This is a genomic window from Streptomyces sp. NPDC047315 (genome assembly GCF_040643215.1).
Classification (GTDB): Bacteria; Actinomycetota; Actinomycetes; order Streptomycetales; family Streptomycetaceae; genus Streptomyces.
This window is the reverse complement of the sequence record NZ_JBEYTZ010000020.1, coordinates 1-23,673: the sequence shown is the minus strand read 5'-3', so window position 1 is coordinate 23,673 and position 23,673 is coordinate 1. Positions and strand designations below refer to the sequence as shown.

Genomic DNA, 23,673 nt, shown 5'->3' with positions numbered 1-23,673 from the left:
GATCCGTGGGCGGGAAGGACAGACGGCCGGTCGGGGCAAGTCCTCAGGCCGACTCGTCACCACAGCCGGCCGCCGATGCCACCTCCCGAGCCGCGGCCACGACAGCGACGGCGGCAGCAGCGGTGTCCCGTCACCTCGATCGCCGTGCAGAGCGCGTCGGGCCACGGCCCGCAGCGGGCGCGCGACAAGCGTCGGGGGGACCGGAATCGCAGCTCCGGGCAGCAGAGCCAGCCGTCGACCGCCGCACCGTGCCGCCGGTCGGCCCGCCCCCGGCGAGCCCCAGCAGGAGCCGGTCGCCCGAAGCCTCACCCGTACGACCTCACCACGGCCCACGGCGTCCCACCGGTGGCGGACCTCGCGCAGCGACCCCGACGCCGCAGGAGCGACCGGCGGCCTTCCCGGCAGTTCACCGGCGCGTCTCGGCAGGGGCCGGCGAAGTGCCCGAGAACCGTGGGGTCGACCCCGACGCCTCCGTCACACAACAGCCCGAAAGCCACCGCGACGACCCCGCCCCGGGCTCCGCCGCGGCTCCTCCCCCGGTACCACCTGATGCCCCACGCGCCCGCCCGGTCCACATCGACGGCGTACACATCGACGGCACGCGCGTCGACGTCGTGCACGCCGAGGCTCCGGGCCCCAACGCCCAGCCGGCACCCTCCCACTCCCACTCGCCCTCACCCGCGCGTGCTGCACCGTTCCTGCCGCCGCCCGCGGCCGACGCCGCCTCGTCGGGCGGATCCGCTCCGACGCCCCGCGTCCGTGCGGCGGAGCCCCCGCCGTCCTCGCCCGTCGTCCGCGTCACCATCGACCACCTGGTCGTCCGCTCCGCCCCGCCCCGCGCCGTCGACGAGCAGCCCGCCGCGCGCCCCGCACCCCTGCTGGACTTGGCGGAGTACCTGCGAACCAGGGGGCGGGCGTGAGCGATGCCCTGGCGCTGGCCGCCGTGACCGAGACCCTGCGGGCCGTCCTGGACGCCGCCGTGCAGAAGGTCGCGCCCGGCGCCAAGGTGATGGCGCGCCACCCCGCGGACGTCACGGCCAGCGCCGCGCAAGCCAAGAAGGGCGTGCTCAACCTCTTCCTCCACCGGACGGCCATCGACCCCGCCTGGCGGAACGCGGATCCCGACGGTGCGCACCCGGGCGAGAGCCGGCACCCCGCGCTGCCGCTCGTCCTCCACTACCTGCTCACCGCGCACTCTCCCGCCGGGGAGGACTCCACCGTTCCCGAACGGCTGCTCGGCGCCGCGATGGCGGCGCTGCACGAACGGCCGGAGCTGCGCGCCGACGACCTCAAGGGCGCCGCGGGCTTCAGCGATCTGCACCTGCAACAGGAGCCGGTGAAGGTCACCCCCGCGTTGACGACGGCCGACGAGCTGTGCCGGTTGTGGGCGGCCATCGGCCACGGCTACCGGCTGTCCGTGGAGTACGAGGCGCGCATCGTGCTGATCGACGCCGCCGCGCCGGGACGAGCGCCCCTGCCGGTGCTGCGGCGCGGAGCGGCGGACACCGGCCCCACGGCGCTGCCGACCGCGGCGGACTGGCCGGTGCTGCGGTCCGTGCTGCCGTCGGTCGCGGCCCCCGGCTCCGACGTGGTGGTCAGCGGCAGCGGGTTCGACGCGGGCACGCCGAGCCTGCGGCTGACGCACCCCCTGCTCGGCGGTCCGGTCGTGCTGCCGGTGACCACGGTTTCGGAGCCGGACGGGACGACCTCGTTGCGGGCCGCGCTCGACGGGGAACTCGGCGCGGGGCAGTGGTCGGCCGTCGTCGTCCTCGCCACGCCCGACGGCGGCGAGCGGACGACCGAGCCGGGCCGCTTCCTCATCGCCCCGCGCATCACCAGCGCCCTGCCGATGGCCGCCGCGCGGAACAGGAGCGGGGTGGCGGTGCTGGACGTGGAGTGCGTGCCCGCCGTGCACCCGGGGCAGCGGGTCGAGTTGCTCGTGGCTGACCTGCCCGTGCCCGCCGAGCCGTTCGCGCGGGTGACCCGCGCGCTGCGGTTCCGGTTGCCCGCGGGATCTCCCGGGCGCTACCTCCTGCGGCTGCGGGTCGACGGGGTGGACAGCCCCTCGATCGACGCGGAAGCGGGTCGGTTCGACCCCGACGCGGCGGTGGTGATCACATGACGGCGACTCCTCGGTTCGAGCTGCACATCCGCCGGCTGGTGTGGGAGGCAGCCGATCCGCCCGCGCGCGCCGGGCTGCGCACCGCCGTCGAGGCCGAACTCGCCGTGGCGCTCGGCATCCGCCCCACCGCCGAGCGGCCCGTACCGACGGATCCCGCGGTGGCCGTGCACGCCCGTCGCATCGCCCGCGCCGTCCACGCGGCGCTGCGGGCCGGCCCTGCGCCGTACACCGGCGCCACCCCTTCGCAGCCAGCGGAGCCGGCGCCGTGACCAGCCCCGTCCCCCGCCGCGGCGGCTTCGTCTTCCTCGACCCCGAGCAGGGCCGGGTCCTGCGCGTCATGCCGTTCCAGTACAACCCCGACGGCATCGTCCGCACCGTCCAGCCGCGCGGCAGCGGCGGCGGTGACCGGCTGGAGGCGCTCCGGTTGCAGGGGCCGGCGCGCGAGACGTTCCGGATCGACGTGGAGTTCGACGCGGTCGACCAGTCGGCCTCCCAAGCCGTGCCGGCGCCGCCCGCGGGTTCGGGCCTCTTCGCGACGCTCGCCGCACTGGAGAGCGCCGTCACCCCCACGAGTGCGCAGCTGACCCGGCAGAACGACCTGGCCGGTCAGGGGATCTTGGAGATCGCCCCGGCGCAGTCGCCGCTGTCCGTCCTGGTCCTCGGGCAGCACCGGGTCCTGCCGGTGCGGATACAGGACGTGGACGTCACGGAGGAGGCGTACGACGGGGAGCTCAACCCCATCCGGGCCCGGGTGGTGCTGACGGTGCGGATCCTCACCGTCGACGACGTCGGGTTCGGTCACAAGGCGGGCGGCCTGTACCTGCAGTACCAGCAGGACCGGGAGCGGCTCGCGGCAGCGGTCACGTACGGCCCGGGAACCATCGGCTACTCCGGCGGCTGAGCCGCCCGAGTGCCGTGCACCCACCACCAGCCGGAGGAGGTCGGCTTGTTCGAGCCCAGCAGCAGGTACCACGCGGTCCCCACGGCGACCCGCACCCTCGCGGACGGCCGGACCGTCACTCATCTGCGCCGTCGTTTCCTGCCGCAGCCCGAGGAGCTGACGGCCGTCGGCGAGCACGTGGTCACCGCCGGCGAACGGCTCGACCACATCGCGGCGCGGCGGTACGGCGACCCGGAGCAGTCGTGGCGGATCGCGGACGCGAACCGGGCGGTGCGGCCGGACGACTTGACGGCGGTGCCCGGCCGGAGGCTGCGGATCGCGCTGCCCGCCGAGGCGTCGGCGGCCGGCGGGGAGCGGACCCGCTGATGGCGGACGGCCCGCAGCTGATGCTGCTCCTCGGCGACACGGTGCCGGCGCCGGCCCCAGCGGCGTTCCTCGACGCCCTGCGCGGGGTGCGGATCACCTCCGCCAGCGGGGCCACGAGCGGCTTCCAGTTGACGTTCTCGCTGGCCGCGGGGTCACCGGTGGCCCGGGCGGTCGGACCGGGCGGTGCGCTGTACGCGAAGAAGCGGGTCGTGGTCGCCGTCGTCTTCGTGGGCCGGTGCCATGTGCTGGTGGACGGGGTGATCACGCATCAGGAGGTGCACGCGGCGCGCGCCCCGGGGGCGTCGTTCCTCGTCGTCACCGGCGAGGACCTGTCGCTGCTGATGGATCTGCGGCACGTCCGGCGGGCGTTCCCGGGGCTCGCGCCGCACCTGCGGGCGACGGCGATCTGTGCCGCGTACGCGCAGTACGGCATCGCGCCGCAGGCCGTGGCACCGGTGCTGACGGACCTGCCGAATCCGCTGGTCGACGTGCCGGTGCAGGCGGCGACCGACCTCGCCTATCTGCGGGCGACGGCCGCGGACGTCGGGCACGTCTTCCATCTCGTACCGGGGCCCAGTCCGGGGGTGAGCACCGCGTACTGGGGTCCGCAGCGTCGCGAGGGGGCGCTCCAGCCCGCTTTGACGACCGGGTGCGGCGCCGCGGACAACGTGGCGGAGTTGACGTTCTCCTTCGACGCACTGGCAGCCGCCCGCTACGGCACGTACCGCTTCGATCCGCCGTCGTCGACCGCGTCCGAGGTGGTCGCGCCCGAACCGACGGTGCTGCGTGGCCCCCTGGCCGCGAGCCCGGCCCAGGCGCTGTGCGAGCGTGCGCTCACCGGGCAGACGGGCCGCCCGCTGAACCGGACCCTGTTGGCCGGGCTCGGCCGGGAGGTCGCCGCGGACGCCGTCACCGGGCGCGGGAGCCTCGACGTGCTGCGCTACGGGCACGTCCTGACCCCTCATTCCCTGGTGGGCGTGCGCGGGGCGGGGCCGGCGTACGACGGGCGCTATCTGGTGGCCGAGGTCACCCACGACCTGACCCGGGACTCGTTCAAGCAGCACTTCGCGCTGGCCCGTGACGGGCTCGGCGCCGACACCCAGGTGGTGACCGCATGACGGCAACGCACGTGCCCGGATGGCACGGTCTGTACGAGGGCGTCGTGGTCTGCGCGGTGGACCCGACCGGGGTCGGCCGGCTCCAGGTGCGGGTTCCTGAGGTCCTCGGCAACGAGGCGCAGGTGTGGGCCGCCCCGCTCACGCCGCTGGCGGGGTCGGACTGCGGCATGTACGTGGTGCCGCCGCAGGACTCCGGCGTGTGGGTGCGGTTCCTCGACGGGGACCCCGAGCGGGCCGTGTGCGTCGGGTTCCGGCGGCGCGGGTCGGACGACGTGCCGCCGGTGGCGCGCTCCGCGCTGCCGGGCGTTCCGCAGATCGTGTTGGCCACCCCGTCCGGGCACGCCCTGGTCATCAATGACGCGCCCGGTCCGCTGGGCGGCATCAAGTTGCAGCTGAGCGGCGGGCAGGGGCCGTTCATCGAGATCACGGAGACGTCGATCGAGATCTCCTGCGGCCCCGGGCTCGCCACGATCCGGCTGGAGGGGCCCATGGCCACCGTCAACCAAGACGCCCTGAGGGTGCTGTGAGGACGCGATGCCCGGACTGCTGCTCCACTTCGGCGCGTCCATGATGTGCGCCCATCCGCCCGGCCTGGTGACCGTGCCCGCGCCGGTGCAGCAGCGTGTCCTGGTCGGCGCCAACCCGGTGCTCACCAGCGCCGACACGTTCCTGGTGGCGGGGTGCAGCTTCCCGGCGGCCTCGGCCGGGGCGCCCCCGTGCACGGGCGTCGTCTGGTTGCAGACCTCCGCGCGGGTGTTCGTCGGCGGTCTGCCGGTGCTGCTCCAGCCGACGCCGACCGGCACGGCGCCGGCGATGGGCGTGGGCACTCCACCGCCCAACCCCCCGCTGGTGCTGTCCGTGCAGCCACGGGTGCAGGGGATGTGAGCGCGGTGGACGTCGCCTTCCCGTACCGCGTCGACGCCCGTGGCCGCACGGCGACGACCCCGCACGCCGATCACGTGCGGGACATGGCCGAACTGGTCCTCTTCACCAGCCCGGGAGAGCGGGTGAACCGGCCCGACTTCGGCTGCGGCCTGCTGGACCTGGTGTTCGCCGGGAACAGCCCCGAACTCGCCGCCACCTTGGAGATGACGGCCCGGGCCGCCCTGCAGCGGTGGCTGGGCGACCTGCTCACCGTCCAGTCGCTCACCGTGTCCGCCGACGAGGCGACGCTCCACGTGCGGGTGGCGTACGCCCTCAACGCCACCGGGGAGAACCACACCCTCACCGTGAGCGGAGGCAGCGGCCGATGACCGTGACGGAGCAGCGCCGACGGGGTCCCGCCCGCATCGAAGGGGTCCGGGCGCACCCGGACCGGCGCACCCTGACCGTCACCTTCGTCGGTGAGCTGCCGCAGGTCGTGGACCGCACGCGGTTCGTGATCGAAGGCGGACAGCAGGTCGTCGGGATCCGGGTGCTGCGGGTCGAGCGCGAGCGCGGCGAGCACGCCGAGGACGGCGCGCCGACACAGCGGTTCGTCCTGTTCCTGGACCGGCCGGGAGACGACTCCACCTATCGGCTGTGCGTCCTGGGCGCCGGATTCCACGGCGCGTACGACAAGGCCGCCTTCACCTTCGACCCCACCGGCGGCCGACCGGAGGTCCCGTCCACGCCGCCCCGGCCGCCGGCTCCCGCGGCTGCGGTCGTCGACTACCTGGCGAAGGACTACGCCAGCTTCCGCCGGTTGATCCTGGAGCGGTTGTCCCTCACCCTGCCGCGTTGGCGCGAGCAGCACGCCCCCGACCTCTGGATCACCCTGGTGGAGTTGTTGGCCCACGTCGGTGACCGGCTCAGCTATCAGCAGGACGCCGTCGCCACGGAGGCGTACCTGGACACCGCCCGGCTGCGCACCTCGGTGCGGCGGCACGCGCGGCTGGTCGGCTATCCGATGCACGACGGCTGCGCGGCCCGCACCGTCGTGTGCGTGGAGACGTGCCTGCGCTGCGAGGTGCAGACGGACGACGTGGCGTTCGTCGCGCTGCCGCAGGACCCGCTCCGGCCGGACGGCGGACCGGTGCTGCCCGTCGGCGCGCTGGCCCCGGGGGTGCAGACGGTCTACCGGCCCTTGGAGCGGCGGACGGTGCGGCTGCGGCCGGAACACAACGGCATCCCGCTGTGGGGGTGGGGCCAGGACCCCTTTCCGCTGCCCGTCGGCACCACCCGCGCCGCGCTCCTCGACGAGGACCGCAGCCTGCGCCTCGCACCCGGTGACCTCCTCGTCCTGGAGGAGCAGCACGGTGCCGGCGGCGCGCCCGACCCCGGCCACCGGCAGGCGGTGCGGCTCACCCGCGTCATGCGCGACCACGACGCCGACACCAGCACCCCGGTGGTAAAGGTCGCCTGGGCCGAGGAGGACGCACTCGTCTTCCCGCTGTGGGTGGGCAATCCGCCCGGTCCCGACGGTCGGCCGGGCTCCACCGTGGTGGCCCGCGGCAACGCTCTCCTGGTCGAGCACGGCCTGGACAGTTGCTGGCTGCCGGACGGTGACGGGGGCGAGAGCATCGCGGTGTCGCGGACGGCCCGCCCCTTCACGACGACGCTGGACGGCTCCCCCGTCACCTGGTCACCGCCGCACCCCCGCCCGACCGACCTGGCAGCAGCGCAGGCACAGCACCTGATCGGCTTCGCCACCCGCGCCCGTGAACTGCTGCGCGACCTCTACCAGGGGCCGGACACGCTCGCCGAGGAGGACCGCGAGCTGCTGCTGGCGCTCTTCGGCACCGTGGACCTCGACGATCTCGACGAACTCGGCGGACCCACCCGCCTCTTCGCCCGCTTCGACGACGTCTTCGCCCCCCAACTGCGCCGGCTGAACGTCCTCGCCCGCCGCGCCGCCGGCGGGAGCGTGCTCACGCCCGACGACGTCGGCTGGGAGATCCAGCACACCTGGGGTGCGGGCGCGGCGGCCGAACTGCACCCCGACAACCCCGCCTTGCACGGTCCGGTGAGCACGGCCCTGCGCCCCGACGCCCGCGAAGCGCTCCCCGTGCTGGATCTGGTGGAGGCGGACGACGAGACGGCCCGGTGGGCGCCGCGCCGGACGTTGTTGGAGAGCGGCCCGCGCGATCGGCACGTGGTGTGCGAGAGCGACGACGAGGGCGTGCTCACCCTGCGCTTCGGCGACGACCGCTACGGGCGGGCGCCGCGCCCCGACTCGTCGCTGCGCGCCGACTACCGGGTGGGCAACGGGCGCGTCGGGAACGCGGGCAGCGAGGCGGTGAACCGCGTCGTGCACCGCGAAGGGGCCCTGGACGGCGTGGTCGTCCGGGTGCGCAATCCGGTGCCGGCGACCGGCGGAACCGATCCGGAGCCGGTGGCCGAGGTGCGACTGGCCGCGCCCCGGGCCCCCTTCCGCACGCTGCTGCGCGCGGTCACCGCCGACGACTACGCCGTGCTCGCGCAGGCCCTGCCCGGGGTGCAGCGGGCCGCTGCCACGCTGCGCTGGAACGGCAGTTGGTACGAGGCGGACGTGGCCGTCGACCCGGAGGGCAGTGCGGTGCCGTCGCCGGACCTGCTGAAGGACGTACGCGCAGCGCTGCGCCCGTACCGTCGCATCGGCCACGAGGTCGTCACCCATCCCGCGCAGTTGGTGCCGCTGGATGTGGCCGTGTACGTCCTGGTCGATCCGCACCACGTCACCGAACACGTCCGCGACGCGCTCCAGCGGCGCTTCTTGCCGGGGGACGGCGGTTTCTTCGACCCGGCGGCGCTCACCTTCGGCACTCCCGTGCGCACCAGTGCGCTGGTCGCCGCCTGTATGGCGGTGCCCGGTGTACGGCACGCCGAGGTGACGCGGCTGCGCAGGCTCCACACGGGCGAGCCGGGCGCCGGGCACCGCCCTGCAGACGGCGACGTGCCGCCCTCCGGTGAGCTGCGCATGCGTCCGCTGGAGGTCCCCCGGCTCGACGGCGATGTCACCCGCCCGGAGAACGGTCAGCTGGTGCTGCGCTTGAGGGGTGGTCGATGAGCGAACCGGAGTCGTACGCGACACCCGTGTGGAACCGTCCCGGGCTGCCCGCGCTGGCCTATCTCGTCGGTACTCACCAGCAGTTCCTCGACGTGATGCTGGCCCGGCTGTCCCAGCTGGACGCCGGACGGCTGGCCGCGCTGACGACGCGGGAGCCCGACGACCCGGCGATCGCGCTGTTCGACGCCTGGGCCGTGGTCGGCGACGTGCTGACCTTCTATCAGGAGCGGATCGCCAACGAGGGGTTCCTGCGCACCGCGACCGAGCACGAGTCCCTGGTCCGGCTGGGCCGCCTGGTGGGTCATCGGCCGCGTCCGGCGCTGGCGGCCTCCGCCCATCTGGCGTACGCGCTGGATCCCGGTGCCTCGTGCGTCGTGCCGGCCGGCTCCCAGGTACGCAGCGAGCCGGAGCCCGGCGGGCTGCCGTTGGTGTTCGAGACCGTCAAGGACCTCACGGCGCGTGCCGAGTGGAACCGGCTGCCGGTCCGCACCACCGGCCCGGCCGGGCTCCCGGCGGACGTCGCCGTGCGCACCGCGTCCGTGACCGTCGACGGGGTCGCATCGGCCCTGCGCCCCGGCGACCGGCTGCTGTTCACCTATCCCGACGCCCGGCTGAACCTGACGCGGGTGGTGGGCGGCACGGAGCCGGACCCTGCCGGGGCGCGCACGCTCGTACGGCTGCGGGTGCCGGACGCGACGCGGCAGTTGGACGGTGCCGTGGAGGCGTTGCAGGAGGACATGGAGGAGGCGGCCCGGCGGGCGCACTCCCGCGGCCCCTTCGAGGAACTGCTGAGTCTGGTGCGCGACCTGCGGGGCCGTGTCGAGGACCTGCGCGACCCGGACACGCTCGCGCCGCTGCTCGACCGCGGTCTGCACCGGCTGCGGGAGCGCCTGGCCGAACTCGGCGGCGGGGCCGACGCGGACGCGTTGGCCGATCGGACCGCGGTGCGGCTCGCGACCGTGCAGCACGCCGTGCGCCGGCTCGCCAAGAGCCCCGCCGAAAAGGAGGCACCATCCGTCGTCCCTGCCCCCGCCGCCGTCCCCGAGACCGTGGCCCGTCCGGACGTCCAGCGCTTCCGGGTCACCGCAGCCCCGCTGGGCGCCTCCGTCCCGGACGACGAGCGGGTGCGGCGGCTGTTGCGCGCCGCCGTACGGCCGCAGTCGGACGGGAGCACCCCCCTCGCGGCGAACGTCCTGCTGCTCGACGCGGTGCACGAGGAGATCGAGCCGGGCAGTTGGCTCGCGGTGCGGATGGTGGGCCGCCCGCGCGTCCGGGTCGTCCGGGTCGTCGACGTGGACCAACTGTCGGTGGCGAACGACGTGGACGGCGTACGGGTGACGCGGCTGCGGCTGGCCGGGCCGTGGATCGAGGACTGCGACGACGTGGCCACCCGGCGCGCCACCACCGTGTGGGCCGCGGGCGAGCCGATCGCCCTCGCCGCGGCGCCCGACCCCTCCGATGTGACGGGCGCGGCCCTCGTGTTGGACGGCGTGCGCGACGGGCTCGCCCCCGGACGGCTGCTGATCGTCGCCGGGGAGCGTACGGACGTCGCCGAGGGGGCCGCTCCGGGCGGCGCGGCGGGCTGTGAACTCGCGGTCCTCGGGGGCCTGCACCACGACGGCTCGGGCACGACGCTGTCGCTGACCGCGCCGCTCGCGCACCGCTACCGCCGGTCCACGGTCGTCGTCTACGGCAACGTCGTCGCGGCGACCGCGGGCGAGACGGTGGACGAGGTCCTCGGCAGCGGTGACTCGGGCCGGGCGGGGCAGGCCCTGCCGCTGCGGCAGGGCCCGTTGGTGTGGTTGCCGTCGACCACGGCCGACGGCGGTGAGGAGGCGCTGACCGTACGCGTCGACGGCGTGGCGTGGCAGCGCACCCCCGATCTGGGCGACGCGGGGCCGGCCGCCCAGGTGTTCCAGTTGCGCGCGGGTCCGGACGGCAGGGCGGTCGTGGAGTTCGGCGACGGCGTGCGCGGCGCCCGGCTCCCGTCGGGGATCGAGAACGTCACCGCGCGCTACCGCGTCGGCGGCGGCGGACGCGCCGGGAACGTGGCGGCCGGGCGGATCGGCCAGGTGGTGAGCCGGCCGCCCGGGGTCAGTCAGGTCGGCAATCCGCTGCCCGCGACCGGCGGGGCCGATGCGGACGGTCCCGATCAGCTGCGGCGTTCGATCCCCCTGCGGCTGGCCGCGTTCGACCGGCTGGTGTCGGTGCGCGACTACGAGTCCTTCACGCTGGCCTTCGCCGGCGTCGACAAGGCGGCGGCCCTGCGCTGTCTGGACGGCGGGCGTCCGGTCGTGCACGTCACCCTCGCCGCGGCCGACGACGCCCCGCTGAACGCCGCCTCGGCGCTGCTCGCCGGGTTGCGTGCGGCGCTGCGGCGCTACGGCGACCCCGCGCTGCCGGTGCGGGTGGAACCCTGCGAACGGGTCCGGTTGGTGGTGGTGCTCGGCGTCCGCACGGCCCCCGACCACCTGCCGGAGCAGGTCGAACGCCGGGTCCGCGCGGCGCTGCTCGCCCGGCTGGGGTTCGCCGGGGCGCAGTTGGCGCAGCCCGTGTACCTCAGCGCCGTCGTCGCCGCCGCGCACACGGTCACCGGTGTCGACTTCGTACGGGTGGACGCCTTCGACGGCGTCCGGGAGGACGCCGACCCGGGCGAGGTGGCGCGCGTCGTGGCGGGTTCCTCCGTTCTCTCCTGCGTACCCGCCCTGCCGGCCGGGCCGCGGGCGGAGCGACGGCCCGCGCCGCCGGCGCCGGCTCCCGGAGTCAGCGCGGACCACGCCCCGACGGTCGTCCTCACCGGCCGCGGCGGCGCGCCGGACCGGCCCCGGCGGCAGCCCCCGCCGCTGGTGCTGCGCCCAGCCCAACTCGTGCTGCTGGACCCGGCCGTGCCCGGGACGCTGATCCTGCGGAGGATTCCATGACCCCGGACGAGTTGTACGCGCTGCTGCCCGCCGTGCACCGCAGGCGCGACGCGGAGCAGGGCGGTCCGCTGCGCGCGCTGTTGGCGATCGTCGCCGAGCAGGTGACGGTGGTTCAGGAGGACATCGATCGGCTGTACGACAACTGGTTCATCGAGACCTGCGACGACTGGGTCGTGCCCTATCTGGGGGACCTCGTCGGGTACGAGACGCTCCCCCACATCGCCGCCGCCCTGTCCGACGACACGGCCCGCGCCACCGGGCTGCCGGCCGCCGCGGTGCCGCGCCGGGACGTCGCCGACACGGTCGCGAACCGACGCCGCAAGGGGTCCCTGGCGCTGCTGGAGGACCTGGCGTCCGGTGTGACGGGGTGGCCGGCGCGGGTCGTCGAGTACCACCGGCTGCTCTGCCTCACCCAGCCGGTGCGGCGCTACTCCACCGACGGCGGGGACGCCCGCCGCAGGGCGGCCCGCGGCGGGTTGGTGGACGTGCGCCGCGCCGGGGCGCTGGCCGAGTTCGGCGGCCCCTTCGACGACGTCGCCCGCACCGTGGAGGTGCCGCGCGCCGACTCGACCCGGCGCGCCGGCCAGTACGGCGTCCACTCCGTCGGGCTGCACCTGTGGCGGCTGCGCGCCCAGTCCGTGACGCGGGCCCCGGCCCACTGCCTGGACCGCGACCGGGCCTGCTACGCCTTCAACGTGCTCGCCGTCGACACCCCCCTGTACACCTCCCCCGTGCCCGAGCCCTCCAGCGGTCACGTCGCCGACGCGACGAACGTGCCGCAGCCCATCGGCCGCAGAGCCCTGGCCGAGCGGTTGTACGACTTCTACGGGCCGGGCCGGAGCCTGTGCGTGTGGACCGGTCCGGACGTCGAGGCCGACGTGGTGCCGCCGGACCGGATCGTCGCCGCCGACCTGTCCGACTGGAACCCCGGCCGTGCACGGGGGCGGGTCCTGATCGATCCGGTCCTCGGCCGGCTCTTGCTGCCGGCGGGCGCGGCGCCGGCCGGCGAGGTCCGGGTGACGTACCACCACGCGTTCTCCGGCGACCTCGGCGGCGGCGAGTACCCGCGCCCCGAGCCCCCGCCGCCCGCCGGCGCGGAGCGCTACCGGGTGGGGCCGGACGAGCCCCACCGGAGCATCGCCGACGCGCTCGACCACTGGCGCGCGGGCAAGCGCGCCCACCCCGAGAAGGCGGCGGCGATCGTGGAGATCACCGCCAACGAGGTGTACGACGACCTCACCGAGATCCTCCTCGACCCCGGCGACCACCTCGTCCTGCGGGCCGCGGACGGGGTGCGGCCCGTCGTGCGGCTGTCCGGGCGGCGCGGCGAGGACCGTCAGCGCGCCCTGACCATCACGGGCAGCGGCGCCCCGACGGCGCGGATCGTCCTCGACGGGCTGTTGGTGTCCGGCGGCGCCGTGCGGGTGCGGGGCGGGGTGGCCCGTCTCGTCGTCCGGCACTGCACGTTCGTACCGGGCTGGCTGCTGGGGTCCGGCGGCACGCCGCTGGCGCCGGGCGCGCCCGGGCTGGACATCGCCGACAGCCCGGTGCACACGGAGATCCAGCACAGCATCGTCGGCGCGCTGCACGTCGACGGGCGCGGGGACAACCGCGTCGAGATCTGCGACAGCGTCGTGGACGCCACCCGGCGCGACGCGACGGCGATCGGCGGTCCTGGCGAGGGGCCCGCCGGCGTCGTCCTCACCGCGCGCCGCACCACCGTCCTCGGTGCGGTGCACGCCCGCGCGGTGGACGTGCTGGAGAACTGTCTGCTGGACGGCGAGGTGCACGTCCGACGGTGCGACGAGGGGTCCCTCCGGTTCTGTTGGCTGCCCCTGCACTCGCGCACCCCGTCCCGGTTCCACTGCGAGCCCGAACACAGCGGCGACGCCGAACGGGTGGTGGTGCGCTTCGCCGCCACCCGGTACGGCTCGCCGAACTACGCACGACTCGCCGACGGATGCGCCACGCAGATCCGGCGCGGCGCCGCTCACGGCTGCGAGCCGGGCGCCTTCCACGACCTCTTCGAGCCGCAGCGCGAGGACAACCTCCGCACCCGGCTGGCGGAGTACACCCCCGCCGGCTGCGACGCGGGACTCTTCTTCGTCACGTGAACCCGGCCGCACCGCGCCGGCCGGCGCCCCCACCCCTCCCTTCGGCCCAGGCAGGAAGCAACCATGCACGGCGACTTCTCCCGCGTACTGTTCGACCCCGCCCGACGTTTCTCCGCGGTCCTCTCCCAGCAGGGGCGCGTGCAACTCGACGCCGAGATCAACGAACAGACGGCGATCCTGCTGCACTACGTGCGCACGCTCGCGACCGACCTGTTGGGGCCGGCCGCGTACCCGCCCGACCCGGACGAGGACGCCCTCGGCGGGTTCGGGGTCGACGGCTTCGACGGGGACACCTTCAGCGTGGCGCCGGGCCGCATGTACGTCGACGGCATCCTGTGCGAGTGCGACGGCACGGACTACTGGGACCAGCCGGACGGTCACCTCGACCCCGAGGAGGAGGACGACCAGCTGCCGTCCGGGCCGTTCCTCGTGTACCTGCGGGTGTGGGAGCGGTTGATCACGGCGGTGGAGGCGCCCTGGATCCGCGAGGTCGCGCTCGGGCCGGGCGGACCGGACACGACCGCGCGCACCCGCGTGGTCTGGCAGGTGTGCCGACTGCCCCTGGAGCGCGACTCCTCCACGCCGGACATGCGCAGCGCCGCCGGCTTCCTGCGGGAGCGCATCCGGGCGGACTTCGAGCCGCGGGCGCTGCTGGCGGCCCGGACGCAGCGCCCCGACGAGACCCCGGAGGGCGAGGTCGCGTCCTCGTCCTTCGGCTACCGGGGCCCGGAGAACCAGCTGTACCGGGTCGAGGTGCACCGGGGCGGCACGGCGGACACGGCGACGTTCAAGTGGTCGCGGGAGAACGGCTCGGTGGTGCTGCCCGTCCGGGGGATCTCCGGCGTCGAGGTCGAGTTGGAGACGCTGGGCCGGGACGACAAGCTCGGGGTGGACGTCGGCGACGTGGTGGAGCTCGTCGACGACGCGAAGGCGTGCCGCGGGGCGTCGGACCGGCCCGACACGGACTGCGGGCGGCTGTACCGGGTCTGCTCGGTCGACTACGCGGGCTACCGGGTCGAGCTCGACGCCGACCCCGCGGACGATCCGTGCCAGTCGAGGACGGGGCGGCGCCGCGGGCTGCACCCCTTCCTGCGCCGCTGGGACCAGGGCTCGGGCGATGGGGACGATGCGTACGGAGGCGGTCAGGCGGGCGTTCCCGTGGAGGAGGGCCGGTGGTTGACGCTGGAGGAGGGGGTGCAGATCCGCTTCTCCCGTGGCCAGGACTGGCCCCGCGTCTACCGGCGGGGCGATTACTGGCTCATTCCGGCGCGGGTGCTCACCGGTGGCGTCGAGTGGCCGCGCGACCGCGAGGGGGAGCCGCTGCGGCGTCGCCCGCACGGGGTGGCCTACCACTACGCCCCGCTCGCCTACGTCGATCCCCACGACGGCGACTTCCGGCTGGTGGACCTACGGGTGCCGCTGCGGCAACGACGCTAGGAAGCGTCTTACGGATCAGGGCTCACAGGACGAAGATGAGGATCAGCACCCAGGCGGCGAAGAGCAGCACGACGAGCGTGACCAGGGCCCAGTGCGGGTTTCCGGTGGTGACCTCGGCGCCGGTGGTGAGGTTGTACAGCCGGTTGACCCGCAGCGTTCCGCGTTTGACCTTGCCTTCGGCGCGTACCCGGTCCCCTTCGGTGACGGCTCCCCTGAACGAGTTGCCGCTCATCTCGACGGGGACCAGTCGCACGGGGCGGCCCTCGCGGTCGTACACCTCCACTCGGAAGTTGCAGACGACGGTGGTGCTGGTGTTTCCGCTGCTCCCCCTGGTCTCGGTGCGCATCTGTACGTTGCGCGCCACGCCTTCGACGTGACCGGGGCCCGACGGCTGGGGTTCGACCGGCGGCGGATACGAAGGGGGCGGGGGTCGTTGCGGGGGCCGCTCGGGCTCGCGAGGCCGCTCGGGCGGTCGCCAAGGCGGTTGTGGTGGTGCCGGCTCGTCGGGCCGGGTCTTCGGCGGTGGTGCCTCCGGTCGCATGTAAGGCTTCCGCGGCCGGGGGTGCACCCTCGTCGCTCCGTCCTCGGACTCGTCGTACGCCGCCAGCCATCTGCCGCACTCGCGGCAGCGCTGTGCGTCCTGCGGGGCGTCCGCCCCGCAGTAGTCGCACGTCCAGGCGCCGTCCATCGTCGTGCCCCAGTCGATCCGGGTGTGTGCAGTCGCCGTCGGGAACGCGTCAGGGAACGGGCTGCTGCGTCATGCCGCCCATCGGCGGATACCACGGTTCGTATTCCGGCAGATCCACATGGGGCATGTGCTGGTGGAACAGCCCTTCGAGGAGTTCCCGATTGTCCTTGACGTAGTCGTCCAAGGACACGCTTCCACCGGGAATGGGCCCGATCGTCGGATAGGAGACCGGCGGCGGATTGTCCGCCTCGGCGGCCTTCTGGTCCTCGAAGTCAAGGCGGGCGACGCCGCCGTCCTGAACTCCTTGGAAGTAGGAGCTCAGGGTCTGATCATCGAGTGGTGCAGGCGCCTGGGCGGTGCACTGGGGTGCTTCCCACCCGAAGATGACGCCGGCCAGATACCATTCCTGAGTCGTTGTCGGGGTGGCGCTCATCGTCTTCCTCCTGATCACCTGATCACCTGATCACCGGGCCCGGCGGGGCTGGCCTAGAGCCATGACAGGGGATGCCGTCTCCATGGAGCGCACACTTCGTACGATACTCCCCGTGTGCAGCACTTTCCTGTGCAGGAAAGTCGTCCGGCACGTGATCGGGATCGTCGATCACGTGCCGCATTTCGGGCGCACCCGGGCATCACCCGATCACTTCGGCGCGGGGACGTTCGCCGCGAACTGACCGCGGTAGTTGCCGGGCGGGTCGTAGTTGACGACCACGTACGTCCCGCCGTTCGCCGCCTTCGCCCTGCCCACGCCCATCTTGGCGGACTTCTTCCAGATCACCTGGGTGAACTGGCCCCACCGGGAGAAGGTGTTCATGTCGGGTTCACGGCCGAAGTAGACGTATTCGTTGATCTGGCCGTACCAACCCTCGACGACGTCGGCTCCGCTCGGCGTGGCGCCGGTGGAGTCCCAGGCGTAGTACGCGTTCTCGCCGTACTTGTTGTTGTTCCGCTGCTCGAAGTCGTCGATCGAGGCCAGGTGGTCGGCCCATTCCTGGGCCCAGCGGGTGATCGTCGCATCCAGGGCGAGCGGGGGCACTCCGTGTCGGGCGCGGAGGGTGTTGGTCCGCTCCAGCACCTGCTGGTCGAAGGTGGGGGCGGTTGCAGGAGCGGCGGGCGCGGCCAGCGTGAAGGTGGCCAGCACCGCCGCTGCCGTCGTCAGTCCGGACCGGAGGCCGGCGCGCCGGGTCATCGTTCTCATGTCGTGACAACGAGCGCCGCGCCGCCCGCGTCACCTTCCCCGAGGGCGGCGGGCTCGCCGTCACTCACCCGGCGGCCAGGGCCTCCTTCAGTTCGGACCGCCGGCGGATGCCCAACTTCTTGTAGGTGCTGGTCAGATGGGTCTCCACGGTACGTCTGGCCAGGTACAGCCGGCCGGCGATCTCCGTGTTCGTGAGGCCGTCGACGGCGAGGCCGGCGATGCGGCGTTCGCTCGGGGTCAGGGACCGGGAGCCGGTGCGGGCGGTCGTGGGGCGGCGGGCGCCGCTGTCGCGCAGGGCTGCTTCCGCGAGGGTCCGCAGCCGCGGCGCCCCGAGGCGTTCGGCGCGGTCGGCCGCCTCCCGCAGGCTGTCGCGGGCCCGGGAGCGTCCCCCCGGGCCGTCCGTGACCGCGGTCAGCAGCCGGCCCTGGGCGATCAGCGCTGCCACCAGTTCCCGTTCGGCGGCGGGCGCGCCCCTCAGCAGGAGCACGGCCTCCTCCGTCAACTCCCACCCCCGGCGACCGCCGGTGACGGTGCCGAGGACCCGCAAGGCACGGCCGACCGTGCGGGGCGTGCCCCACACCCGGGCCAGACGCAGCTCCTCCTCGGCCAGTTCACGGGCTTCGCCGGGGCCGCCGAGGGCGAGGCGGCACTCCGCGGCGGCCGAGCGCCAGGGGGTGACCAGCGGGCTCACCACGTCACGGGCCGACTGGCGTCGACCGCACTCCAGGAAGTCGTGCAGCGCGCCGGCCGCGTCCCCGGCGGCGGCGCGCTGCACGCCCCGTGCGTACAAGAAGCGGTTCAGCTCCCAGGAGTCGGGGGCCGCCCCCAGGTCGAAGCCGTCGGCGAGCCGGGCGGCTTCCGCGGGGCGGCCGGTCTCCACGAGGGCGATCAGGGTGTGGGCGTGCACGTTCGTCGGGCCGGTGGGGCCGTCGACCAGGGGTTCGTCCGGCAGTCGCCCGTACTCGCCGCGGGCCGCCGCGATGTCGGCCCGTACGTTGAGCAGCGCATGGTGCATCGGGTTCAGCACGTCGCGCCGTTGGCCGGCCAGTCCGCGCTCCACGAGGCGTTCGGCCTCGTCCAGTCGGTCGGCCCACTGGGCGACCGCGGCGGCCGTCCCCAGCAAGAAGGGCTCGGTCGCCGGGTCGGCCGGTTCGGCGAGGAGGGCGTGCAGCCGGCGCATCGCCTCGTCGGCCGAGGTCAGGGCCGCGGTGGCGTCGTACCGTACGCGCAGCGCCCGGCTCGCCGGGCCGGCCGGCTCCGGCGAGTGGTCGTCGGTTTCGTTCAGCCACCGGTGCACCTCTTCGCGGACCGTCTGGTCCTGGTCGGACAGCACGATGGACGCCGTCCGCAGGGGGCCGATGACCTCGGGGCGGCCGGCGAGTTCGCCGTCCACCGTGCGCAGCACCTCCACGGCGGCGCGGGTGCTGCCGCGCCAGCTGAGCGCGGTGCCGAGGGCCACGGCCGCGCGCACCTTGTCCTGCGGGGTGCCGGGCAGCCGCAGCGCCTCGCGGAGCCGGGGGATGCCGGCGGCGGTTTCCCGGCCCGCGCACTCCAGGGAGCCCAATTCGGTCAGCAGCCGTTGCCGCTGGCCGCCGGAGAGGGGTTCGTCCAGTGCCCGGCGCAGGAAGGCGACGGCGTCGTCGTCGCGTCCGGCACGCACGGCGTGCGAGGCGGCGTCGCGCAGCACGGTCGGCGTCCAGGTGGCGCCCACCGGGGCGGCCAGCAGGAGTTGCCTGGCCACCGTCCCGGTGGACGCACCGCAGTGCACCATCGCCTCAGCGGCGGCCCGGTGCGTCGCCCGGCGTCGTGCCGTGGGCACGCCGCTGAGCACCGCGTCCCGCAGCAGCCGGTGGGCGTAGCGCAGCTGACGGGCGCCGCCCCGGGCGTGCTGCGGGTCCGCGCCGTACTCGCGCTGTCTGGGCAGGTGGTGGCCGACCCCGAGGGCCGCGGTGGGCCCGGCGGGCGCGCCGGGGCCGACGTTCAGTACGCCCAGGTGGGCCGCGGCGGTCAGCCAGCCCGTCACCCGCGCCGGGTCGGCGCCCGCCCGTTCGGCGAGCAGGGGGCCGAGTCCCTTGGTGGGGCAGCCGGAGTCGGCGCCCGCCGCCGTGGCGCGGTCCCACCCCTCGTCGAGTGCGGCCAGGGAGCGCGCGACCTCCTTCGTGCCGGGCCCTGCGCTGTCCAGCCACCACTGGACGGCAGCGGCGTACGCCCCCGGGTACAGCTCCGCGGCCGTGTCGGGGACGGTCGAGTGCCGGCCGGGAGCCCCGAGGGCTCCGAGGTCGTCGAGGAGGGCGCGCAGCAGCAGCGGGCTTCCGGCGGCGGCGCGCACGCAGTCGTCGACCCAGGCGTCGGTGGCCGTCGGGAACGCGGTGCGTACGTGCCCGGCCGCCGCCGCGGGGTCGAGCGGGGGCAGGGTGTGGGTGCGCACGCGGGCCGGCGGCAGGGTGTGGGCGAAGCCGGGCGCGGGCGGATCGACGTCGTACTGGCTGCGTTCGGTGACGGCCAGCAGCAGTCGCAGCCGGTCCGCCTGCCGGGCGGCCTCCACCAGCCAGCGGCGCGACGGGCCGTCGGCGAGGTGGACGTCGTCCACGGCCAGCAGCAGCGGGGACGCCTCCGCGTACGAGCACAGCGCCCGCCACAGCTGGGCGGCCCGCTCCCGTTCGTCGCCGTGCGCGTCCGGGCTCTCGAACCCCGGGAGCGGGGCGAGGAGTTGGAGGGCGGCGGCGAAGGGGGCGGTGGTGTCGCCGGGTGCGCAGCGGACGCGTAAGACCCGCATGCCGTGGGCGGCGGCGTCCTGCACCGTCGCGTCCAGGACGGTGGTGCGGCCGGTGCCGGTGGCCCCGCGCACCAGCACGAGGCCCCCCTCCCCCGCTCTCGCCCGGGCCGCCCCGTCCGCCAACAGCGCGGCGGCTTCCCGGTGTTCACGCGGCCGGTCACGCCGCGGTTCGAGCATTGCTGCCTCCTTCTACCGTGCGCGACGCCGCACGGGGCGTCGCGCACGGTCGGGTGCGTCGATGGGCGAGAGGCGGTGGTTTCGGGCCGATTGCACTGCCTGCGGTCCCGATCTCGTGGTGCTGCTCGTGGTAGCTGACGGTTGCATCGCTCCCGTGCCCCCGAGGAACGTGGTGGGCGCGCCTGTCCGCCTGCTCGGCCGGCGCGGCGCGCACCTGTATGGCAGTACGACCCAGGGGGGACGGTTGTTCAACTCATCGCGCACCTCGGTTCCCGAGCGCTTCGGGGTGGTGGATCCCACGGATGCGATCCCCGTGGCGGTGCACTCCCGGGACCCGCTCTCGCGGGCCGGGGCGCTCAGCCAACTGCGTTTGTTCCCGGAGGTCGTGATCCGGGAGGGGGCCGCTTCGGGCCCCGGCACGGTGGCGCTGCTCGTCGAGGACTCGTTGGACGAGGGCGCCTTGACCCGGCTGCGCCAGTTGGTGCGCAGCGAGGGCACGAAGGCGGTGCTCGTGGTGGGGGCGCTGCGGGAGACGGAGTTGCTCGACGTGATCGAATGCGGCGTCGGTGCCATCGTGTGGCGGCACGAGGCCACCTCCACCCGGCTGGTGCAGGCGGTGCTCGCGGCTTCCCGCGGCGACGGGGACCTGCCGGCGGACCTCTTGGGCAGGCTGATCAACCGGGTGGGCACCTTGCACCGGGGTACGGCCGCTGCACCTCTGTCCGGGCTGACCCCGCGCGAGGTGGACGTCCTGCGACTGGTCGCCGAGGGGCTGGACACCAAAGAGATCGCTGGCAAGTTGTCCTACTCCGAACGCACCGTCAAGAACGTGATCCACGGGCTGACCACCCGCATGCACCTGCGCAATCGCGCGCACGCCGTGGCACATGCCCTGCGTGAAGGCTACATCTGACCGGAGGGGCAATTCAGCGGCGCACGGGGGCACGCGGATGTGCCCCGGCGCCGTCCCCGGCGTGCCTGCGGGTGCGGGCGGGGCGCAGGGCAGGATCGACTGCGGCGAAGGAACGGTGCGCGGGGGTCGACCCCGGTTCGGCGATGCGGGGAGCTCGACGGTGATCCACGAGGTGGACGATGTCCTCAAAGGGCTGCTGAGTGGGGGTGCGCTGACGGGTTCGGGGATCGATGTCGCCTTCGACGCCCCCACCCGGGACTGGGCCGCCCGCCGCAACGCGCCCACGATCAACGCGTATCTGTACGACATCAGGGAGGACGTGGGCCGCCGTCAGCGGGGCCACCTCCCGGTCCGCGACGAACGCGACGTGACGGTGCGCCACCGTCAGGCGCCGCGCTGGTTCCGGCTGTCGTATCTGTTGACGGCGTGGACGCGGCAGCCGCAGGACGAGCACCGGCTGCTGTCGGCCGTGCTCGCCACGCTGCTGCCCCGCGAGTTGCTGGCCCCCCGCGACCTGCCGGGCTCCCTCGGTGCGCTGGGGCTGACGGTGCAGTTGTCGGTGGCCGTCGGTCACGTGGAGTCGCGGTCGTTGGCGGACATCTGGTCGGCGCTCGGCGGCGAGTTGAAGCCGTCGCTCGACCTGGTGGTCACGGCGCCGTTCTCGGCGGGCCCCGAGTACGACGCGGGCCCGCCGGTCACCGAGGGCGCGGCGGTCCGGCTGCGGGCCCTGAGCGGCGATCCGCCGCCGGAGGAGGAGCGGGCGCACCGGCCGCGGCAGGTGAGCGCGGCCCGGGAGGTCCGCTCCGCGGCCCGCCGCAACCGACGCCCGGGCAGGGCGACGTGACGCTCACGGCCCCTGCGGACGGGAGCACGGAGTCCGAGCCGGCCGTCCACCTCCTCGATCGGCTCGGCGTCTTGCGGGAGCGCACCGCGCTGCTCGTCGACCGCCGTGCCGCCGACGACCCGACGGCGGGCGATCCGCTGCGCGGGCTCTATCTGTCGCACGAGTCGGTGCAGCGTCTGTTGCGGCCCGCGCCGCCGCAGCGCCTCCCGCCGTACCAGGACACGGGGCAGCGGATGGACCGGTTGGCCCTTCTCGCCGCGCGCCTGGGACTGACGGCGTTCGACGTCGAGGTGCTGCTGATCGCCCTCGCGCCCGATCTTGAGCGCGATTTCGAGCCGTTGTACGGCTATCTCAACGACGACGTCAGCAGGCGGCGAGCGACCGTCGCCCTCGCTCTGGACCTGTGCGGCGTGCCCGGGCACCAGGCCGGGGCACGCGCCCGGCTGCACCCCACGGCCCCGCTGCGCGCGTTCGGCCTGCTGGACGTGGCGGAGTTGGAGCGCCCCTTTTTGAGCAGGTCGTTGGGCGTACCCGATCGGCTCGTGGCGCATCTCCTCGGCGACGACACCCCCGAGGCGGCGCTCGCGGGGCACCTGCGCCCGCTGCCCGCGCCCCAGGAGCAGTCCGACGGAGAGGGGGCGGGCCGGGAGGCCGACTTCGCCCGGTTCGTGGACCGGTTGGCGGCGCGACTCGCCACGGGGACCGCGCTGACCGCCTACGTCCGCGAGGGCCGGGCGGGCGATGCGTTCGCCGCGGTCACCGCGGCCCTGCACGCCGCGGACGTGGCGGCCCTGTGCTTCTCGGGTCCCGCGGAGCGGATCCCCGACCTGCTGCTGGAAGCCCGGCTGCGCGGTCGCGCGGTCGTCGTCGACGACCTGGGCGAGCAACCGGGCCGGGTGGTGCGCGGGTTGGCCGCGGCAAGCGACGTGCCCGTGCTGATCGTGAGCCCGCTGCCGTACGACCCCCAGTGGTGCGACCGCGACCCGCTGGTCCTGGAGACTCCACCGGGCCGGACGCGGGACGCGGTGCGCGCCTGGTCGGCCGCGCTCGGCGAGGAGCCCGGATTCGACCTGGCGACGACGGTCGCCCCGTACCACCTCGGGGGCGACGCGATCGCCCGTGCGGCGTGCGCGGCCAAGGACCTCGCCCGTTTCGACGGCGTTCCGCTCGCCCCGTTTCACGTGCGGCTCGCGGCCCGTCAACAGTCGACGTCGGGGCTGGAGCGGCACGCCCGCAGGATCCGTCCCGCCGTGGACTGGCGGGACCTGGTCCTGCCCGGACCGCCCTTGGAGAACCTGCACGAGCTCGCCCTGCGCGCCCGCCACCGGGACCGGGTCCTGGGGGACTGGCGGCTGAGCGCGGGCGGCGGGCGGGGCCGGGGCGTCCTCGGTCTGTTCGCCGGGGACTCCGGCACCGGCAAGACGCTCGCGGCGGAGGTCATCGCGGCCGAGTTGGGCCTCGACCTCTACGTGGTCCAACTGTCGTCGGTGGTCGACAAGTACGTGGGCGAGACGGAGAAGAACCTCGAACGCGTCTTCACCGAGGCCGACCGCACCGACGCCGTACTCCTCTTCGACGAGGCGGACGCCGTGTTCGGGAAGCGGTCGGAGGTGAAGGACTCGCACGACCGCTACGCCAACATGGAGAGCGCCTATCTGCTCCAGCGCCTGGAGTCCTTCGACGGGATCGCGCTGCTCACCACCAATTTGCGCGCCAACGTCGACGAGGCGTTCACCCGTCGCCTGGACATGATCGTCGACTTCCCGTTCCCCGACGCCGAGCAGCGCCGCGCGCTGTGGCGGCACAGCCTGTCTCGGGTGCCGTGCGCCGGGGAGATCGACCTGGCGCCCTTGGCGGGCGGGTTCGAGCTGGCGGGGGGTTCCATCCGCAGCGCCGTGGTGACGGCGGCGTATCTCGCCGCGGGCCGCGACGGCTTGGTGACGGCCGCGGACCTGCTCCAGGGGGCGCGTCGCGAGTACCGCAAGGCGGGGCGGCTGGTGCCGGGCGAGGGATCCTGGTAGCCACTGCCCGTACACATGGCTGTGGGGGGGGGGGGGGGGGGCCCGCGGGCACCCCCGGTTTCTTTGTAAACGGGAGGGGTGTAGCGGGGGTGCCCGCGGCCGTTTTCAGC

20 protein-coding genes are annotated in these 23,673 nt (G+C 74.6%); 16 read left to right on the top strand and 4 right to left on the bottom strand.

Going from position 1 to position 23,673, the window contains the following annotated elements; translation table 11 throughout:
• Positions 1-437: 437 nt before the first annotated feature.
• From ABZ842_RS22910 to ABZ842_RS22850, 13 genes are all read left to right on the top strand, one after another.
• Positions 438-920 carry a hypothetical protein gene (locus tag ABZ842_RS22910; RefSeq protein WP_361539535.1) on the top strand — a complete coding sequence of 161 codons (483 nt, stop codon included), beginning with the start codon at positions 438-440 and terminating at the stop codon, positions 918-920.
• On the top strand, positions 917-2,122 hold the full coding sequence (locus tag ABZ842_RS22905) for a DUF4255 domain-containing protein (RefSeq protein WP_361539533.1): 1,206 nt from the start codon (positions 917-919) through the stop codon (positions 2,120-2,122). The genes ABZ842_RS22910 and ABZ842_RS22905 overlap by 4 nt, the downstream gene beginning before the upstream one ends.
• Positions 2,119-2,391 (top strand): hypothetical protein, encoded by a 273-nt coding sequence (locus ABZ842_RS22900; protein WP_361539530.1) that lies wholly within the window; start codon positions 2,119-2,121, stop codon positions 2,389-2,391. The genes ABZ842_RS22905 and ABZ842_RS22900 overlap by 4 nt, the downstream gene beginning before the upstream one ends.
• Entirely contained in the window at positions 2,388-3,023 is a 636-nt protein-coding gene (locus ABZ842_RS22895) for a hypothetical protein (protein ID WP_361539527.1), read from the top strand. Before ABZ842_RS22900 ends, ABZ842_RS22895 begins: the two co-directional genes overlap by 4 nt.
• Before the next feature lie 45 nt (positions 3,024-3,068).
• Positions 3,069-3,389, top strand: a complete 321-nt coding sequence (locus tag ABZ842_RS22890; protein WP_361539524.1) for a LysM domain-containing protein — start codon at positions 3,069-3,071, stop codon at positions 3,387-3,389.
• A complete protein-coding gene (locus ABZ842_RS22885; protein ID WP_361539521.1) occupies positions 3,389-4,507 on the top strand; it encodes a hypothetical protein in 1,119 nt (372 codons plus the stop codon). Before ABZ842_RS22890 ends, ABZ842_RS22885 begins: the two co-directional genes overlap by 1 nt.
• Positions 4,504-5,034, top strand: a complete 531-nt coding sequence (locus tag ABZ842_RS22880) for a phage baseplate assembly protein V (protein WP_361539518.1) — start codon at positions 4,504-4,506, stop codon at positions 5,032-5,034. The genes ABZ842_RS22885 and ABZ842_RS22880 overlap by 4 nt, the downstream gene beginning before the upstream one ends.
• Positions 5,035-5,041: 7 nt before the next feature.
• Positions 5,042-5,392 carry a hypothetical protein gene (locus tag ABZ842_RS22875; protein WP_361539515.1) on the top strand — a complete coding sequence of 117 codons (351 nt, stop codon included), beginning with the start codon at positions 5,042-5,044 and terminating at the stop codon, positions 5,390-5,392.
• Positions 5,389-5,760, top strand: a complete 372-nt coding sequence (locus ABZ842_RS22870) for a GPW/gp25 family protein (RefSeq protein WP_361539512.1) — start codon at positions 5,389-5,391, stop codon at positions 5,758-5,760. The genes ABZ842_RS22875 and ABZ842_RS22870 overlap by 4 nt, the downstream gene beginning before the upstream one ends.
• Entirely contained in the window at positions 5,757-8,474 is a 2,718-nt protein-coding gene (locus tag ABZ842_RS22865; protein WP_361539509.1) for a putative baseplate assembly protein, read from the top strand. The genes ABZ842_RS22870 and ABZ842_RS22865 overlap by 4 nt, the downstream gene beginning before the upstream one ends.
• On the top strand, positions 8,471-11,395 hold the full coding sequence (locus ABZ842_RS22860; protein WP_361539506.1) for a putative baseplate assembly protein: 2,925 nt from the start codon (positions 8,471-8,473) through the stop codon (positions 11,393-11,395). The genes ABZ842_RS22865 and ABZ842_RS22860 overlap by 4 nt, the downstream gene beginning before the upstream one ends.
• Positions 11,392-13,509 (top strand): hypothetical protein, encoded by a 2,118-nt coding sequence (locus tag ABZ842_RS22855; protein WP_361539503.1) that lies wholly within the window; start codon positions 11,392-11,394, stop codon positions 13,507-13,509. The genes ABZ842_RS22860 and ABZ842_RS22855 overlap by 4 nt, the downstream gene beginning before the upstream one ends.
• Before the next feature lie 63 nt (positions 13,510-13,572).
• On the top strand, positions 13,573-14,946 hold the full coding sequence (locus ABZ842_RS22850; RefSeq protein ID WP_361539500.1) for a DUF6519 domain-containing protein: 1,374 nt from the start codon (positions 13,573-13,575) through the stop codon (positions 14,944-14,946).
• A gap of 22 nt (positions 14,947-14,968) precedes the next feature.
• On the opposite strand, the gene ABZ842_RS22845 is transcribed toward ABZ842_RS22850, so the two are convergent.
• The 4 genes from ABZ842_RS22845 to ABZ842_RS22830 form a co-directional block, all read right to left on the bottom strand.
• Positions 14,969-15,310: a hypothetical protein gene (locus ABZ842_RS22845; RefSeq protein WP_361539497.1), complete on the bottom strand. Its 342-nt coding sequence runs from the start codon at positions 15,308-15,310 to the stop codon at positions 14,969-14,971.
• Between the two features lie 373 nt (positions 15,311-15,683).
• Entirely contained in the window at positions 15,684-16,067 is a 384-nt protein-coding gene (locus ABZ842_RS22840) for a hypothetical protein (RefSeq protein WP_361539494.1), read from the bottom strand.
• Between the two features lie 207 nt (positions 16,068-16,274).
• A complete protein-coding gene (locus ABZ842_RS22835) occupies positions 16,275-16,832 on the bottom strand; it encodes a CAP family protein (protein ID WP_361539491.1) in 558 nt (185 codons plus the stop codon).
• 64 nt (positions 16,833-16,896) lie between these two features.
• A complete protein-coding gene (locus ABZ842_RS22830; protein WP_361539488.1) occupies positions 16,897-19,785 on the bottom strand; it encodes a LuxR C-terminal-related transcriptional regulator in 2,889 nt (962 codons plus the stop codon).
• Positions 19,786-20,029: 244 nt separating this feature from the next.
• On the opposite strand from ABZ842_RS22830, the gene ABZ842_RS22825 reads away from it, so the two are divergent.
• The 3 genes from ABZ842_RS22825 to ABZ842_RS22815 all read left to right on the top strand — a co-directional run bounded on the left by ABZ842_RS22825 (position 20,030) and on the right by ABZ842_RS22815 (position 23,563).
• Positions 20,030-20,698: a response regulator transcription factor gene (locus ABZ842_RS22825; protein ID WP_361539838.1), complete on the top strand. Its 669-nt coding sequence runs from the start codon at positions 20,030-20,032 to the stop codon at positions 20,696-20,698.
• A gap of 160 nt (positions 20,699-20,858) precedes the next feature.
• On the top strand, positions 20,859-21,542 hold the full coding sequence (locus tag ABZ842_RS22820) for a DUF4255 domain-containing protein (RefSeq protein ID WP_361539485.1): 684 nt from the start codon (positions 20,859-20,861) through the stop codon (positions 21,540-21,542).
• On the top strand, positions 21,539-23,563 hold the full coding sequence (locus tag ABZ842_RS22815) for an ATP-binding protein (RefSeq protein ID WP_361539482.1): 2,025 nt from the start codon (positions 21,539-21,541) through the stop codon (positions 23,561-23,563). Before ABZ842_RS22820 ends, ABZ842_RS22815 begins: the two co-directional genes overlap by 4 nt.
• The last annotated feature ends 110 nt before the right edge of the window (positions 23,564-23,673 follow it).

Coding starts and splice junctions, on each gene's coding strand:
- ABZ842_RS22835 (WP_361539491.1), bottom strand. CDS start 16,832: ATGAGAACGATGACCCGGCGCGCCGGCCTCCGGTCCGGACTGACGACG.
- ABZ842_RS22830 (WP_361539488.1), bottom strand. CDS start 19,785: ATGCTCGAACCGCGGCGTGACCGGCCGCGTGAACACCGGGAAGCCGCC.
- ABZ842_RS22865 (WP_361539509.1), top strand. CDS start 5,757: ATGACCGTGACGGAGCAGCGCCGACGGGGTCCCGCCCGCATCGAAGGG.
- ABZ842_RS22850 (WP_361539500.1), top strand. CDS start 13,573: ATGCACGGCGACTTCTCCCGCGTACTGTTCGACCCCGCCCGACGTTTC.
- ABZ842_RS22900 (WP_361539530.1), top strand. CDS start 2,119: ATGACGGCGACTCCTCGGTTCGAGCTGCACATCCGCCGGCTGGTGTGG.
- ABZ842_RS22840 (WP_361539494.1), bottom strand. CDS start 16,067: ATGAGCGCCACCCCGACAACGACTCAGGAATGGTATCTGGCCGGCGTC.
- ABZ842_RS22880 (WP_361539518.1), top strand. CDS start 4,504: ATGACGGCAACGCACGTGCCCGGATGGCACGGTCTGTACGAGGGCGTC.
- ABZ842_RS22855 (WP_361539503.1), top strand. CDS start 11,392: ATGACCCCGGACGAGTTGTACGCGCTGCTGCCCGCCGTGCACCGCAGG.
- ABZ842_RS22875 (WP_361539515.1), top strand. CDS start 5,042: ATGCCCGGACTGCTGCTCCACTTCGGCGCGTCCATGATGTGCGCCCAT.
- ABZ842_RS22860 (WP_361539506.1), top strand. CDS start 8,471: ATGAGCGAACCGGAGTCGTACGCGACACCCGTGTGGAACCGTCCCGGG.
- ABZ842_RS22885 (WP_361539521.1), top strand. CDS start 3,389: ATGGCGGACGGCCCGCAGCTGATGCTGCTCCTCGGCGACACGGTGCCG.